General features: G+C 65.7%; 11 protein-coding genes. 10 read left to right on the top strand and 1 reads right to left on the bottom strand.

Annotation, left to right across the window (positions count from 1 at the left end):
- The first annotated feature begins 167 nt into the window (after window positions 1–167).
- From ACTZWT_RS01510 to ACTZWT_RS01495, 4 genes are all read left to right on the top strand, one after another.
- A complete protein-coding gene (locus tag ACTZWT_RS01510) occupies window positions 168–1,550 on the top strand; it encodes an ethanolamine ammonia-lyase subunit EutB (RefSeq protein ID WP_444767952.1) in 1,383 nt (460 codons plus the stop codon).
- Between the two features lie 238 nt (window positions 1,551–1,788).
- On the top strand, window positions 1,789–3,372 hold the full coding sequence (gene hpnP, locus ACTZWT_RS01505; protein ID WP_444767951.1) for a hopanoid C-2 methylase: 1,584 nt from the start codon (window positions 1,789–1,791) through the stop codon (window positions 3,370–3,372).
- Between the two features lie 60 nt (window positions 3,373–3,432).
- Entirely contained in the window at window positions 3,433–4,212 is a 780-nt protein-coding gene (gene eutC, locus ACTZWT_RS01500) for an ethanolamine ammonia-lyase subunit EutC (protein ID WP_444767950.1), read from the top strand.
- A 205-nt stretch (window positions 4,213–4,417) separates the two neighbouring features.
- Window positions 4,418–6,784 (top strand): efflux RND transporter permease subunit, encoded by a 2,367-nt coding sequence (locus ACTZWT_RS01495; protein ID WP_444767949.1) that lies wholly within the window; start codon window positions 4,418–4,420, stop codon window positions 6,782–6,784.
- A gap of 84 nt (window positions 6,785–6,868) precedes the next feature.
- Here ACTZWT_RS01495 and ACTZWT_RS01490 read toward each other — a convergent pair whose 3' ends face one another.
- Window positions 6,869–7,366 (bottom strand): hypothetical protein, encoded by a 498-nt coding sequence (locus tag ACTZWT_RS01490; RefSeq protein WP_444767948.1) that lies wholly within the window; start codon window positions 7,364–7,366, stop codon window positions 6,869–6,871.
- A gap of 412 nt (window positions 7,367–7,778) precedes the next feature.
- Here ACTZWT_RS01490 and ACTZWT_RS01485 point away from each other — a divergent pair, with 412 nt between their 5' ends.
- The 6 genes from ACTZWT_RS01485 (at window position 7,779) to ACTZWT_RS01460 (ending at window position 13,962) form a co-directional block, all read left to right on the top strand.
- A complete protein-coding gene (locus ACTZWT_RS01485) occupies window positions 7,779–8,021 on the top strand; it encodes a hypothetical protein (RefSeq protein ID WP_322516215.1) in 243 nt (80 codons plus the stop codon).
- Between the two features lie 234 nt (window positions 8,022–8,255).
- Window positions 8,256–9,134: a squalene synthase HpnC gene (hpnC, locus tag ACTZWT_RS01480; RefSeq protein ID WP_444767947.1), complete on the top strand. Its 879-nt coding sequence runs from the start codon at window positions 8,256–8,258 to the stop codon at window positions 9,132–9,134.
- Window positions 9,131–9,970 (top strand): presqualene diphosphate synthase HpnD, encoded by an 840-nt coding sequence (gene hpnD, locus ACTZWT_RS01475; RefSeq protein ID WP_444767946.1) that lies wholly within the window; start codon window positions 9,131–9,133, stop codon window positions 9,968–9,970. Before hpnC ends, hpnD begins: the two co-directional genes overlap by 4 nt.
- On the top strand, window positions 9,970–11,226 hold the full coding sequence (gene hpnE / locus ACTZWT_RS01470; protein WP_444767945.1) for a hydroxysqualene dehydroxylase HpnE: 1,257 nt from the start codon (window positions 9,970–9,972) through the stop codon (window positions 11,224–11,226). The genes hpnD and hpnE overlap by 1 nt, the downstream gene beginning before the upstream one ends.
- Window positions 11,227–11,266: 40 nt before the next feature.
- Window positions 11,267–13,231 carry a squalene--hopene cyclase gene (gene shc, locus ACTZWT_RS01465; protein WP_444767944.1) on the top strand — a complete coding sequence of 655 codons (1,965 nt, stop codon included), beginning with the start codon at window positions 11,267–11,269 and terminating at the stop codon, window positions 13,229–13,231.
- On the top strand, window positions 13,228–13,962 hold the full coding sequence (locus tag ACTZWT_RS01460; protein ID WP_444768446.1) for a phosphorylase: 735 nt from the start codon (window positions 13,228–13,230) through the stop codon (window positions 13,960–13,962). Before shc ends, ACTZWT_RS01460 begins: the two co-directional genes overlap by 4 nt.
- The last annotated feature ends 264 nt before the right edge of the window (window positions 13,963–14,226 follow it).

Below are 14,226 nucleotides of genomic sequence, written 5' to 3'. Positions count from 1 at the left end.
GCTGTAGCGGCGGCACGGGTGCGGGCAACCCGGGTCACGCGGAAGCCCGTTCCCGCTGCGGGTTGCCAAAATTTCGCGCACCGTCCGGGTCGCCTCCAATTCGGACCGATGCTACCCTGCGTGTCATCACTCTCGCCGTTCGTCACGCGGGTGCCGCCGGGGATGCCATGATCTATCGACACACGATCGGCAACGTCACTTACGTCTTCGACGATCTGCGCGACCTGCTCGCGAAGGCGACGCCGCCGCGGTCGGGCGACCGGCTGGCCGGCATCGCCGCCGACAGCGCCGAGCAGATGGTCGCGGCGCGAATGGCGCTGGCCGAGGTGCCGCTGCGGCAGTTTCTCGACGAGACCGTCATCCCTTACGAGGACGACGAGGTGACGCGGCTGATCGTCGACGGCCACGACGCCGGCAGCTTTGCGCCGATTGCCTCGCTCACCGTCGGCGGCTTCCGCGACTGGCTGCTGTCGGACGCCGCATCCTCCGCGACGCTCGAAGCGATCGCGCGCGGCGTCACGCCGGAAATGGCCGCGGCGGTCAGCAAGCTGATGCGCAATCAGGACCTGATCCTGGTCGCCAAGAAGTGCAGCGTCGTCACCAGATTTCGCAACACCATCGGGTTGCCGGGTCGGATGAGCGTGCGGCTGCAGCCCAACCACCCGTTCGACGATGCCCGCGGCATCACCGCCTCGACGCTGGACGGCCTGCTGCTCGGCGCCGGCGACGCCTGCATCGGCATCAATCCGGCGAGCGACGATCCCGCGGTGCTCGGCCAGTTGGTGCGGCTGCTCGACGACGTCATCACGCGGCTGGCGATCCCGACCCAGAGCTGTGTTCTCACCCACGTCACCACCTCGCTGAAGCTGATGGAAGAGGGCGCCCCGGTCGATCTGGTGTTCCAGTCGATCGCCGGGACGGAGGCCGCCAACCGCAGTTTCGGCATCGACCTCGCGATCCTTCAGGAGGCGCGCGAGGCCGGTCTGGCGCTGAAGCGCGGCACCGTCGGCGACAATGTGATGTATTTCGAGACCGGGCAGGGATCGGCACTGTCCGCCAACGCCCATCACGGCGTCGATCAGCAGACTTGCGAGGCGCGGGCCTATGCGGTGGCGCGGGCCTTTGCGCCGCTGCTGGTCAACAGCGTGGTCGGCTTCATCGGGCCGGAATATCTCTATGACGGCAAGGAGATCATCCGGGCCGGGCTGGAGGATCATTTCTGCGGCAAGCTGCTCGGGCTGCCGCTCGGCGTCGACATCTGCTACACCAACCACGCCGAAGCCGACCAGGACGACATGGACACGCTGCTGACGCTGCTCGCCACCGCCGGCGTCAGCTTCATCATGGGCGTGCCCGGCGCCGACGACGTCATGCTGAATTACCAGTCGACCTCGTTTCACGACGCGCTCTATGTCCGCGAACTGCTCGGCCTGAAGCGGGCCCCGGAATTCGACGAATGGCTGGTGCGCACCGGTCTGGCGCAGGCCGATCTGCGCCTCACCGCCGCCGACGGCCGGCTGCCGGACTTCGCCGCCCGGCTGATTGCCTGAGCCGCTCCGGCGGGCACGACGGATTCATCATCGAAGAATTCGGTGGCCGGGCGGATTTTGCCATGATTAGATCGGCCTAGCGTGCCTTAAGCGGTATTGTTCGCATCAACTCGGAACCAGATTTGTGGTTGGGAAGTTATGCCGGACGGCTTGAATTGTGCCCGTCGTTCGAACCGTTCCGGATCTCCGGTTCACACATCAAAGACGGTTTCCAAGAATTGTTCCCCGAGGGAGTCTGATGAGAGCTGAATCCGGCCAGACCAGCCGTCGCATTCTGTGCGTTTTCCCGCGTTACACCAAGTCCTTCGGCACGTTCCAGAATTCCTACCCGCTGATGGACGGCGTCGCCGCGTTCATGCCGCCGCAGGGGCTGCTTCTCATCGCCGCCTATCTGCCGGAAAACTGGTCGGTTCGCTTCATCGACGAGAACATCCGAACCGCCACGCATGATGATTTCGCATGGGCCGATGCGGTCTTCGTCAGCGGCATGCACATCCAGCGGCAACAGATGAACGACATCTGCCGGCGCGCCCACGCCTACGACCTGGCGGTCGCGATCGGCGGTCCCTCGGTCAGCGCCTGCCCGGACCATTACCCCAGCTTCGACTATCTGCATGTCGGCGAACTCGGCGACGCCACCGACCAGTTGATCGCCCGGCTGGCGCACGACGTGACAAGGCCGGAGCGGCAGGTCATCTTCACCACCGAAGACCGCCTCGACATGACGCTGTTTCCGATTCCGGCCTACGAGCTGGCGGAATGCAGCAAATATCTGCTCGGCAGCATCCAGTATTCATCGGGTTGCCCGTATCAGTGCGAGTTCTGCGACATTCCCGGTCTCTACGGCCGCAATCCGCGGCTGAAGACGCCGGAGCAGATCATCGTCGAACTCGACCGCATGGTCGAGTGCGGCATTCGCGGCTCGGTGTATTTCGTCGACGACAATTTCATCGGCAACCGCAAGGCCGCGCTCGACCTGCTGCCGCATCTGGTGGAGTGGCAGAAGCGCACCGGCTTCGCGGTACAGCTCGCCTGCGAGGCGACGCTGAACATCGCCAAGCGCCCGGAGATCCTGTCGCTGATGCGCGACGCCTATTTCTGCACGATCTTCTGCGGCATCGAGACGCCGGATCCGGTGGCGCTGAAGGCGATGCAGAAGGACCACAACATGATGGTCCCGATCCTCGAAGGGGTGCAGACGATTTCGAGCTACGGCATCGAGGTGGTGTCGGGCATCATCCTCGGGCTGGACACCGATACGCCGGAGACCGGCGAATTCCTGATGCAGTTCATCGAGCAGTCGCAGATCCCGCTCCTCACCATCAACCTGCTGCAGGCGTTGCCGAAGACGCCGTTGTGGGACCGGTTGGAACGGGAAGGTCGGCTGGTGCACGACGACGGCCGCGAGTCCAATGTCGACTTCCTGCTGCCGCACGACCAGGTGGTGGCGATGTGGAAGGACTGCATGGCGCGCGCCTATGAGCCGGAAGCGTTGCTGAAGCGCTACGAGTATCAGATCGCCCATGCCTATTCGACGCGGTTGCATCCGGCGACGCCGCAGCGCTCCTCGAAGGCGAACATCAAGCGTGCCCTGGTCATGCTGCGCAACATCATCTGGCAGATCGGCATTCGCGGCGACTACAAGCTGGCGTTCTGGAAGTTCGCGCTGAAGCGGCTGGTCCGCGGCGACATCGAGAACCTGCTGCTGGTGATCGTGGTTGCGCATCATCTGATCGTCTACGCGCGCGAAGCGTCGCGCGGCCAGGCCAACGCCTCGAACTATTCGCTCCGGCTTCGGGAGGCCTCGGTGCCGGCGGAGTAGGGCGCTGGTGATCGACGCCACTCCCTCATTCTTCCCTCTGCGGTCGCGAAAGGTTGGACCATGACGCCGTCGCCGATGACACCGCGCGCGCTTGCGGATCTGCGCCGTCTCACCCCGGCGCGGGTCGCGCTCGGCAGGTCAGGCGTCAGCCTGACCACCGACGCGCTGCTGGAGTTCACACTGGCTCATGCGCGCGCGCGCGACGCGGTGCATGCCGCGTTCGACGGCAATGCGGTGGCTGCCGAACTCGGCACACTCGGCCTGACGCCGCTGCCGGTCGCGAGCCGGGCGCAAACGCGCCGCGACTATCTCGCGCGACCCGATCTCGGTCGCCTGCTCGATCCGGCGTCGCGCGCAATGCTCGAAGCTCAACCGTCGACGGCCGATCTCGCTCTGGTGATCGGCGACGGGTTGTCGCCGGTCGCGGTGACGGCCCAGGCGGTCGAGGTGGTGCGCCGGCTGCTGCCGCGACTTGCGGCGGCCCGTATCGGCATCGGCCCGGCCGCGGTCGCGACCGGGGCCAGGGTCGCGTTGGGCGACGAGATCGGCGCGCTGCTCGGCGCCAGGATCGTGCTGGTGCTGATCGGGGAGCGGCCGGGCCTGTCCGCGCCGGCCAGCCTCGGGGCCTATGTGACGTTCGGCCCGAAGCCGGGCCGGACCGATGCCGACCGCAACTGCGTGTCCAACATTCATGCCGCCGGCATCAACGCCGGCGAGGCGGCGTTCAAGATTGCGTGGCTGGTACGTGAGGCGATGGCGCGCGGCGCCTCCGGCGTCGCCTTGAAGGACGAAAGCGGCGAGGGGGGCTCTGCACCGGCGGAGCTGTCCGGGCCGGGATAATGGGCGCTGGGCTGGATCGCGTCGACGCTGCGAATCTGGTGAACTGTGCCCCCGGCGCTCCAGCTGCCGAGCCACGGGGGCTGTAAATCCAGCACACGATGAATTCATCGCAAGTCGTCACGGATGAGCGTTCCCCGAGCGCGGCGATGTCGCAATCGTGCCCGATATCTTGCTTTATTGAGTGGTCGCCAGAACGGAACAGCGGATGCTGCACAAAAACGTCAAAGATGCCGAAGTCGACGAACTGAAACGGCGCCGGGTCAGCATCGCCTTCGGACTGGAGCGCTTGGGGCTGGTCGCGGTGCGCGCGCCGATCCTGTCCTGCGTGATCCTCGTCGCTCTGATCGTCGGAGCGATCTTCGGCATCCAACGTATCAAGGTCGACGATTCGCTGAGCCAGCTGTTCCGGTCCGACACCAAGGAATTCCATCAGTACGAACAGGTCACCAAGCGGTTTCCCTCGTCCGAATATGACGTGCTGGTGGTCGTCGAAGGCAAGAATCTGCTCGCGCGCGACAATCTCGAGAAGCTGCGCGATCTGGTCACCGACCTGCAACTCGTCGACGGCACCCGCGGGCTGATCTCGCTGTTTTCGGCGCGGCAGGCGCCGGAGCCCGGCAAGCTCCCGGCCGCGCTGTTTCCCAACGAATTGCCGGAAGGCGAAGCCTACGACAAGTTCATCGAGACGGTGAAGAGCAACGAGATCATCCGCGGCAAGCTGATTTCGGAGGACGGCACGCTGGCACTGATCGTGCTGTCGCTCGATCCGGAGATCGTCGGCAACAACAAGCTGTCGAACACGATCGGCGAAATCCGCAAGGTGATGGACGAGGACCTCGAAGGCACCGGCCTGTCGCGGCAATTGTCCGGCGTGCCGGTGATGCAGCTCGAGATCCGCAACGCGGTCGAGCGCGACGGCCTGATCTACAACATCGCCGGAATTCTCGCCGGCTGCATCATCGCGATCCTGTTCTTCCGCAAGATATCGTTCATGGTGGTCGCGGCGTTTCCGCCGCTGCTCGCGATCCTGCTGTCGCTCGGCGTGCTCGGCTGGGCGGGCTTCAGCCTCAATATGTTCCTGAACGTGATGACGCCGCTGATCATGGTGATCAGTTTCGCCGACTCGATGCAGCTCACCTTCGCCGCGCGCGACCGGCTGATCGCCGGGGAGGACAAATACACCGCGTTCCGAAACGCCGTGCTGGTGGTCGGCCCCGCTTGCGTGCTGACCCACGCCACCGCCGGCATTTCCTTCATCGCGCTGCAGTTCTCCGATTCCGATCTGATCCGCGCGTTCGGCGAGGCGGGCCTCGTCGCCACCGTGATCGCGCTGATCGCGGTGCTGTCGCTGGTGCCGGTGTTCGGCGTGCTGCTGGTGCGCAACGAACAGGCGTTCGCGGCCAAGTTTCAGAGCGCCGATCTCGGCGTCAACGCGCTGCGCCGGTTCTGCGCCTGGATCGCGGTGCGGATGGTCGGCCGGCCCGGCCTGTTCAGCCTGCTCGCGCTGCTGCTGGTCGGCGGGCTCGGCGTGATCTACGCCAATCTCGAGCCGCGCTATCGTTTGGCCGATCAGGTCCCCGACAAGCAGCAGGCGGTGGAGGCCAGCGACCGGCTCGACGCCAAGCTGACCGGCGCCAATCCGATCGATGTGCTGATCGAGTTCCCCAAGGGCCAGACGCTGTATTCGCCGCAGACGCTGCAGACCATCGCCGACGTCCACGCCATGGTCGAGAAGCAGGCCGGCGTCGGCAACGTCTGGTCGCTGGAGACGCTGCGTCGATGGCTCGCCGAAAAGGCGCATACCGACGACGTCGCGACGCTCAAGGAATATGTCGACGTCATCCCCGAGCATCTGGTGCGGCGCTTCATCTCGGCCGACCAGACCGCGGTGGTCGTGTCCGGTCGCGTGCCGGATCTGGATTCCAGCGAAATCCTGCCGGTGGTGCAAAAGCTCGACAAGGCGCTGGATGCGGTGCGCGCGGAACACCCGGGCTATGAGGTCGCGGTCACCGGCCTGTCGGCGATCGCGGCGCGCAACAGCGCGGACATGATCTCCAAGCTCAACCACGCCCTGACGATCGAATTCGTGTTGGTGGCGATGTTCATTGGACTGGCGTTCCGTTCGGTGGTGGTAATGCTAGCCTGCATCCTGCCGGGGATCTTTCCGGTGGTGTTGTCGGGCACGCTGCTGTGGGCGATCGGCGAGGGGCTGCAGTTCGCGAGTGCGATCGCGCTGATCGTGTCGTTCGGTCTCGGACTCAGTGCGACGATCCACTTTCTCAACCGGCTGCGGCTGGAGAGCTCGCCGGGTACCAGCGCCGCGGTCGCGGTCGAGCGCGCCACCGTGCTGGTCGGGCCGGCGCTGATCCTGACCACCGTGGTGCTGGCCTGCGGCCTCGGCGTCACGGTGTTCTCGGACCTGCCGTCGCTGCGGCTGTTCGGCTGGCTCAGCGCGTTCGCGATGGTGGCGGCGCTGATCGCCGACCTGTTCATCCTGCGCCCGACCGCGATGTGGCTGATCAGCACGGCCGAGCGCCTGCGCGGCGACCGCAAGCCGGGGCCGGTGGTGTAGTTCGAGCCCGTTCAATGCGACGCAAACGAAAACCCCTCGGACCTGCCGGTCCGAGGGGTTTTCGATGTTATCATGGGAGGGAAATCAGCCCTTCGTCATGCTGATGTTGACGCCGCGGATGTCGCCCTTGGAGCTGATCGCGACCGACTGCTTGTTGCCGCGCGTGGTCAGCGAGATGCTCGCCGCAAAGCCCGCGGCCTCGACGAACACCTCGATGTTGCCGCCGCCGGCCTTGCCCTGCAGATTGCCGTTGATGTTGCGGCTGGCTTCGCTCCAGTTGCCGGAGATCCGGTCGCCATTGCTGGCGACGGCGGCGGTCAGATCGAACTTGTAGCTGTCGCTGGCGCAGCGCAGCGTCTGCGCGAGCTGATTGCCGCCGCCGCCGATCTTGTAGGTCGCCTTGCAACGGATCCGCTCCTTCGAGCCATCGGACAGCGCAACCGTGCCGGTGCCCGACCACGCACCTTCGAATCCGGAAAAGGGCCCGTCGGCGTAGCTGGCCGAGGCCGACAGCAGCATCGTCGCCGCGACGCCGGCCGCCTTCAAGGCATGAAGCGAAGATGATGACCGAAGCAATTTCATTCTTGTTGACCCCTGAAAATTCGTGCCGAAACGACGCTTCGCCGCATCAGCCTGTTAGTGTCGTCGAGCAACGACAGGTTCAAATCAAATAGTATCCCGGTTTGTTCCCCGCAAACCCGGATGCGTTCCCGGGTGGGCGACCGTGGCCCGCCGGACACTTACGCAACGCGGCGGAATCCTCGCTCAATTGTCGTAAATTCGCAACGCTCCGCGAAGAAATGTGCCACGGTTCCGAAGATATTTGGAAACATCGTCGCAACTGTCGCAGTATTGGCGCGAATTTGGCCGCATTTGCGCGGCCAGATGGCGGCTTGCACATTCGTGTCGATCGAGGCTTGACGGCCGGTCCGGGCGTCGCTTTGACGTTGATCGACGACGGATACCGAATTCCCCAGCATCTCGAAGGAAGAAAATGCAGAAGACTTTGGTTGCGCTCACGCTGCTGCTCGTCTCGATGTCGACCGGCGCCGATGCCCAACAGCAGCAACAGCGTAGCGGTACTGCAGAGGAGCAGGCCGCCTGCTCACGCGACGTGTCGCGTCACTGTCGCAAGCTGATGGATCAGGGCGATTTCGCCATCCTGGCCTGCCTGAAGGAAAACCGCCCCAAGATCAGCCGCGCCTGCAACCAGGTGCTGGTCAATCACGGCCAATGATCGCCGGCCCCGGCCGGGGAGGGTGTCGGAACACCCGCCTCGCCGGTGATGCCGTGAGCCAGGGCCGTGGCGGCTCTGCACAATCGGCGTCAATACCGTTGGTTTAACCGGCGGTTTTCCCTTATATGGCGTCGCGAACGGAGCTGCCCGGGATGCCGGGCAGGTCCGTTCGCGACGTTTCCGTGCCTGAAATCCGGAAACATCCATGTCCGAAACAAGCGTTGGCCGGTGCCGATGACGTCTGCGAGTGAACTGCGATCCGGCAAGACCCACCGGGACGAGAATTTTCCGGTCGCGTCGTGGATCATCCATCCACGACATCGCGAGCTGATTCTGGCGTTCTACAATTTCGTCCGTACCGCCGACGACATTGCCGACCATGCGATGCTCGATGCCGCGACCAAGCTGAATTATCTCGATCTGCTCGAGGCGGAACTGCTCGGCCGCGGCACGACCCAGCCGGAGGCGGTCGGACTGCGCCGCGCGCTGGCCGAGCGCGGGATGCCGCCGCGCCACGCGCTCGATGTGCTGATCGCGTTCAGGATGGACGTCACCAAGCTGCGCTACGAGGACTGGGACGAGGTGATCCATTATTGCCGCTATTCGGCGATGCCGGTGGGGCGGTTCATGCTCGACGTCCATGGCGAGAGCACCTCGACCTGGCCGGCTTCGGACGCGCTGTGCGCCGGGCTGCAAATCAACAATCATCTGCAGGATTGCGGCAAGGACTATCGCAATCTCAACCGCGTCTACCTGCCGCGCGACGCGCTGGATGCGGTCGGCGCCAAAGTCGAGGAACTCGGCCATTTGAAATCCTCGCCGGCGCTGCTGCGCTGCCTGCAGGGGCTCGCCGAACGCACCGACGTGCTGCTCGGCGAGGGCCGGCCGCTGGCGGCCGAGATCAAGGATTTCCGGCTCGGCCTCGAAGTCTCGGTGATCCAGGCGTTCGCCGATCGCATCGTGGAAATGCTCAAGGTGCGCGACCCGCTCAGCGAGCGGGTGCACCCGAAGCCGATCGAATTCCTGATGTCGACCATCGGTGCGGTCGGATCGGAAATCGGCCGCCGCGCCTTCGGCAAGAGGCCGGTCTCGAACCCGGCGCCGCGCGCATGACCATGCAGTCCACGTCGGAGCCCGCCGAGCATCAGGGCGTCGCGGTCGGCAGCTCGTTCTACGCGGCGATGCGGATCCTGCCGCGTCCGCAGCGCGAGGCGATGTTCCAAGTCTACAGTTTCTGCCGCTATGTCGACGACATCGCCGATTCCGACGAGCCGCGCGACGTGCGGGCCTCCGGACTGCAGCGCTGGCGCGACGATATCGACGCACTGTATCGCGGCGCCCCGCCGCCGCGGCTGGCCGACTATCAGGGCTCGGTACGGGCCTTCGGCCTGAAGCGCGAGGATTTTCTCGCGATCATCGACGGCATGGAAATGGACGTCGCGGCCGACATTCGCGCACCGGCCGACGCCACGCTCGATCTGTATTGCGATCGTGTCGCCAGCGCGGTCGGGCGGCTGTCGGTGCGGATCTTCGGGCTGCCCGAGCAGGACGGCATCCTGCTGGCGCACCATCTCGGCCGCGCGCTGCAGCTCACCAATATCCTGCGCGACATCGACGAGGACGCCGGCCTCGGACGGCTGTATCTGCCGCGCGAGGGTCTGCTCGCCGCCGGCATCACCAGCGTCGATCCGTCGACCGTCGCCGCGGATCCGGCGGTGCCGAACGTCTGCGCGCCGCTGGTGGCGCGCGCGCTGAAGCACTTCGACGCCGCCGATGTGGTGATGAGCCGCAATCCGCGCCGGGTGGTCAAGGCGCCGCGGATCATGGGCAAGTACTATTTTTCGATCCTTCAACTCCTGATCGCGCGGGGCTTCGCGCCGCCGCGTGCGCCGGTCAAGCTCGGCAAGGCGTCGAAGATCGCCATCCTGCTGCAATACGCGATCGTCTGATGCCCAAAACTGTTCACGTCATCGGTGCTGGAATCTCGGGTCTCGCGGCCGCCACGAAGCTCGCGCGCGAGGGGCTGACCGTCCACGTCCACGAAGCGATGCAGCAGGCCGGGGGCCGCTGCCGCTCCTATTTCGATGCTCAGACCAATCTGGTCATCGACAACGGCAACCATCTGCTGCTGTCGGGCAACCACGCCGCGCGCGACTATGCGCGGTCGATCGGCACCGAGGCCGGGCTGGTCGGGCCGGAGCGCGCCGAATTCGATTTCATGGATGTGAGATCGAATGCGCGCTGGAAGCTCGACCTCGGCAGCGGCCGGCTGCCGATGTGGCTGTTAGATGCCAGTCGCCGCGTGCCCGACACCTCGATCGGGGATTATCTCGGACTGGCGCCGCTGCTGTGGGCGCCGACCACCAAGCTGATCGGCGACACCATCCCGTGCCGCGGTCCGCTGTACGACCGGCTGGTGCAGCCGTTGTTGCTGGCCGCGCTCAACGTCGATCCGCCGGAAGGCTCCGCCGGGCTTGCGGGCGCGATCGTGCGCGAGACGCTGCTGGCCGGCGGCCACGCCTGCCGTCCGCTGATCGCCCGCGACGGCCTCAGCGCGGTGCTGGTCGAGCCGGCGGTCGAACTGCTGGCGCGAGGCGGCCCGGGCGTGCAGTTTGGTCACGAATTGCGGGCCTTGGCGCCGTCCGGCGACCGCGTCGGCGGCCTGAATTTCGGCGGCGAGGACGTGGTCGCGGTCGGCTCGGACGATGCGGTGGTGCTGGCGGTGCCGCCTCGGCCGGCGGCCTCGTTGCTGCCGGGGCTGAAGACGCCGCAGGCCTACCGGGCGATCGTCAACGCGCATTTCAATTACGCGCCGCCGGCCGGGGTGCCGGCGCTGACGGGCGTCATCGGCGGGGTGGTGGAGTGGTTGTTCGCCTTCCCGAACCGGCTGTCGGTGACCATCAGCAATGCCGACCGGCTGGTCGATGCCCCGCGCGACCAGCTCGCCGCGTCAATCTGGGCCGAAATCTGTCAGGTGGCTGGAATCACGGCGAATCTACCGCCGTGGCAAATTGTCCGCGAGCGTCGGGCAACCTTCGAGGCTACACCGGCGCAGAATGCCCTGCGTCCGGGGCCGGTCACCCAGTGGAAAAACCTGTTCCTCGCAGGCGATTGGACTGATACGGGGTTGCCGGCCACCATCGAGGGGTCAGTGCGGTCCGGGAACCGGGCCGCAGACCTGGTGCTGGCGCTGGGTCAGGCCTGAGCGCGAGCGCCGGCCGACAAGCACGGAGACTAGCAAGTCAATGAATTCCGGCAATACCAATCCGGGTGCGGAGCGCGGCAGGACGCTCGACGCCTCGATCGATGCGGCGCGCGCCGCGCTTCTCGGCTATCGGCGCGATGACGGCCATTGGGTATTCGAGCTCGAGGCCGATTGTACCATTCCGGCCGAATACGTTCTGCTGCGGCATTATCTCGGCGAGCCGGTCGACGCCGTGCTGGAGGGCAAGATCGCAGTCTATTTGCGGCGGACCCAGGGCGCGCATGGCGGCTGGCCGCTGGTGCACGACGGCGAGTTCGACATCAGCGCGACGGTGAAGGCCTATTTCGCCCTGAAGATGATCGGCGACAGCATCGACGCGCCGCATATGGCGCGGGCGCGCGAAGCGATCCTGTCGCGCGGCGGCGCCATCCACGTCAACGTTTTCACGCGGTTTCTGCTGTCGATGTTCGGCATCCTGACCTGGCGCAGCGTGCCGGTGCTGCCGGTCGAGATCATGCTGCTGCCGATGTGGGCGCCGTTCCACCTCAACAAGATCTCATACTGGGCGCGCGCCACGATCGTGCCGCTGATGGTGCTGGCGGCGGTGAAGCCGCGCGCGGTCAACAAGCTCGATATCGGGCTCGATGAATTGTTCCTGCAGGACCCGCAATCGATCGGCATGCCGGCCAAGGCGCCGCACCAGAGCTGGGGGCTGTTCACGCTGTTCGGATCGATCGACGCGGTGCTGCGGGTGATCGAGCCGCTGATCCCGAAGAAGCTGCGCAATTACGCCATCGGTCGCGCCGTCGCCTGGGTCGAGGAGCGGCTGAACGGCGAGGACGGGCTCGGCGCGATCTATCCGCCGATGGCCAACACCGTGATGATGTACAAGGTGCTCGGCTATGGCGAGGACCATCCGCCGCGTGCCATCACCCGGCGCGGAATCGAACTGCTGCTGGTGATCCACGACGACGAGGCCTACTGCCAGCCCTGCGTGTCGCCGATCTGGGACACCGCGCTGACCTGCCATGCGCTGCTGGAGTCAGGTGGCGCCGAGGCGGCCAAGCCGATGCGGCAAGGCCTGGACTGGCTGGTGCCGAAGCAGGTGCTCGACCTCAAGGGCGACTGGGCGGTGAAGGCTCCCAACGTCCGCCCCGGCGGCTGGGCGTTCCAGTACAACAATGCCCATTACCCCGATCTGGACGACACCGCGGTGGTGGTGATGGCGCTCGACCGCGCCCGCCGCGATCAGCCGAGTGCGGCCTACGACAATGCGATCGCGCGCGGCCGCGAGTGGATCGAGGGGATGCAGAGCGACGATGGCGGCTGGGCTGCCTTCGATGTGAACAACACCGAGTATTATTTGAACAACATCCCGTTTTCGGACCACGGCGCGATGCTCGACCCGCCGACTGAGGACGTGACCGCGCGCTGCGTTTCGATGCTGGCGCAGCTCGGCGAGACCCCGGAGACCAGCCCGGCGCTGGCGCGAGGCGTCGCCTATCTGCGCAAGACCCAGCTTGCCGATGGCTCGTGGTACGGCCGCTGGGGCATGAATTACATCTACGGAACATGGTCGGTGCTGTGCGCGCTGAATGCCGCCGGCGTCGACCATCAGGATCCGGCGACGCGCAAGGCAGTGGCCTGGCTGGCGTCGGTCCAGAACACCGACGGCGGCTGGGGCGAGGACGCGGTCAGCTATCGGCTCGACTACAGGGGCTACGAAAGTGCATCGTCCACGGCGTCGCAAACGGCATGGGCTTTGCTAGCATTGATGGCTGCCGGGGAAGTCGATCATCCGGCGGTGGCGCGCGGGGTTGAGTACCTAAAAACCACACAGACCGAAAAAGGCGTGTGGGACGAGCAGCGCTACACCGCTACGGGCTTTCCGCGGGTGTTTTATCTGCGATATCATGGCTACTCAAAATTCTTTCCGCTCTGGGCGCTGGCGCGGTATCGGAATTTGAGAGCCACGAACAGCAAGGTCGTAGGGGTCGGAATGTGATTCTGGGGGCTAGGGGCGACGCGGCCGCGGAGCGAGATCCGCGACCGGTTCTGATTGTGACGGGGCTGATCCAGGAAGCGAAAATCGCTGAAGGGCCGGGTCTTACGGTCATCTGCAGCAGTAGCGACCCGAAGCAGTTGCGGCTGTTGATGGCGAATTTCGATGCTTCGTCGATTCGCGGCGTCATCAGCTTCGGTGTCGCCGGCGGTCTCGACCCTTCGTTGCGATCCGGCGATATCGTGATCGCAACCGACGTGACGGCGGGCAAACGCCGTTGGCAGTCCGAAACCGCCCTCAGCGACGAATTGCTGCGCAGCGCAGGTCTGCGCCGGCAGCGCGTGGTGCGCGGCGGGCTGGTCGGCGTCGAGCAAGTGGTCGCGGCCCGCGGTGCGAAAGCGGCGCTGCATTTGGAGACCGGAGCCGCAGCGGTCGATATGGAAAGCCACATCGCCGCCGACTACGCCGCTGCCGCCAGGCTGCCATTTGCGGCGCTGCGTGTGATCAGCGATCCGGCCAGCCGCAGCCTGCCGCAGGTGGTGTCCACCGCGATCAAGCCGAATGGCGACATCGATCTGCGCAAGGTTCTGGGCGGGCTGGCGCGCCACCCGACGTCGATCCGGTCGCTGGTCTCGACCGGGATCGATTTCAATCGGGCGCTCCGCAGCCTGCGCGGCTGTCGCAGTTTCGTGCTCGACGCCGTGATCGGCGGCGGCCTCGTCGCGGAGCTCTGAAGAGCGGGCCGGTGGCTCGACCCGACCTCTCAGCGAAGTCCCTGAGCGAATCGGACTTGGCCCTCTGGAACGCTTACAACAGGCACAACCTCATGGTGAGGAGGCGCGAAGCGCCGTCTCGAACCATGTGCCGCGGGCCATGCATCGTCCCCATTCTTCGAGACGCCGGCTTCGCCGGGCTCCTCATCAGGATGAGGGAGCCGTGCATTTGCGAAAGGCCATGTCGCTTCAATCATCCATGGAGCGCTCCAGGTCCGAGCCGCA

The sequence above is a fragment of the Rhodopseudomonas sp. NSM genome, from assembly GCF_052445935.1.
Lineage (GTDB): Bacteria > Pseudomonadota > Alphaproteobacteria > Rhizobiales > Xanthobacteraceae > Rhodopseudomonas.
Note: the sequence above shows the minus strand (reverse complement) of the source record. Positions and strands in the feature narration are given on the sequence as shown.

Coding starts and splice junctions, on each gene's coding strand:
- ACTZWT_RS01510 (WP_444767952.1), top strand. CDS start 168: ATGATCTATCGACACACGATCGGCAACGTCACTTACGTCTTCGACGAT.
- hpnP (WP_444767951.1), top strand. CDS start 1,789: ATGAGAGCTGAATCCGGCCAGACCAGCCGTCGCATTCTGTGCGTTTTC.
- eutC (WP_444767950.1), top strand. CDS start 3,433: ATGACGCCGTCGCCGATGACACCGCGCGCGCTTGCGGATCTGCGCCGT.
- ACTZWT_RS01495 (WP_444767949.1), top strand. CDS start 4,418: ATGCTGCACAAAAACGTCAAAGATGCCGAAGTCGACGAACTGAAACGG.
- ACTZWT_RS01490 (WP_444767948.1), bottom strand. CDS start 7,366: ATGAAATTGCTTCGGTCATCATCTTCGCTTCATGCCTTGAAGGCGGCC.
- ACTZWT_RS01485 (WP_322516215.1), top strand. CDS start 7,779: ATGCAGAAGACTTTGGTTGCGCTCACGCTGCTGCTCGTCTCGATGTCG.
- hpnC (WP_444767947.1), top strand. CDS start 8,256: ATGACGTCTGCGAGTGAACTGCGATCCGGCAAGACCCACCGGGACGAG.
- hpnD (WP_444767946.1), top strand. CDS start 9,131: ATGACCATGCAGTCCACGTCGGAGCCCGCCGAGCATCAGGGCGTCGCG.
- hpnE (WP_444767945.1), top strand. CDS start 9,970: ATGCCCAAAACTGTTCACGTCATCGGTGCTGGAATCTCGGGTCTCGCG.
- shc (WP_444767944.1), top strand. CDS start 11,267: ATGAATTCCGGCAATACCAATCCGGGTGCGGAGCGCGGCAGGACGCTC.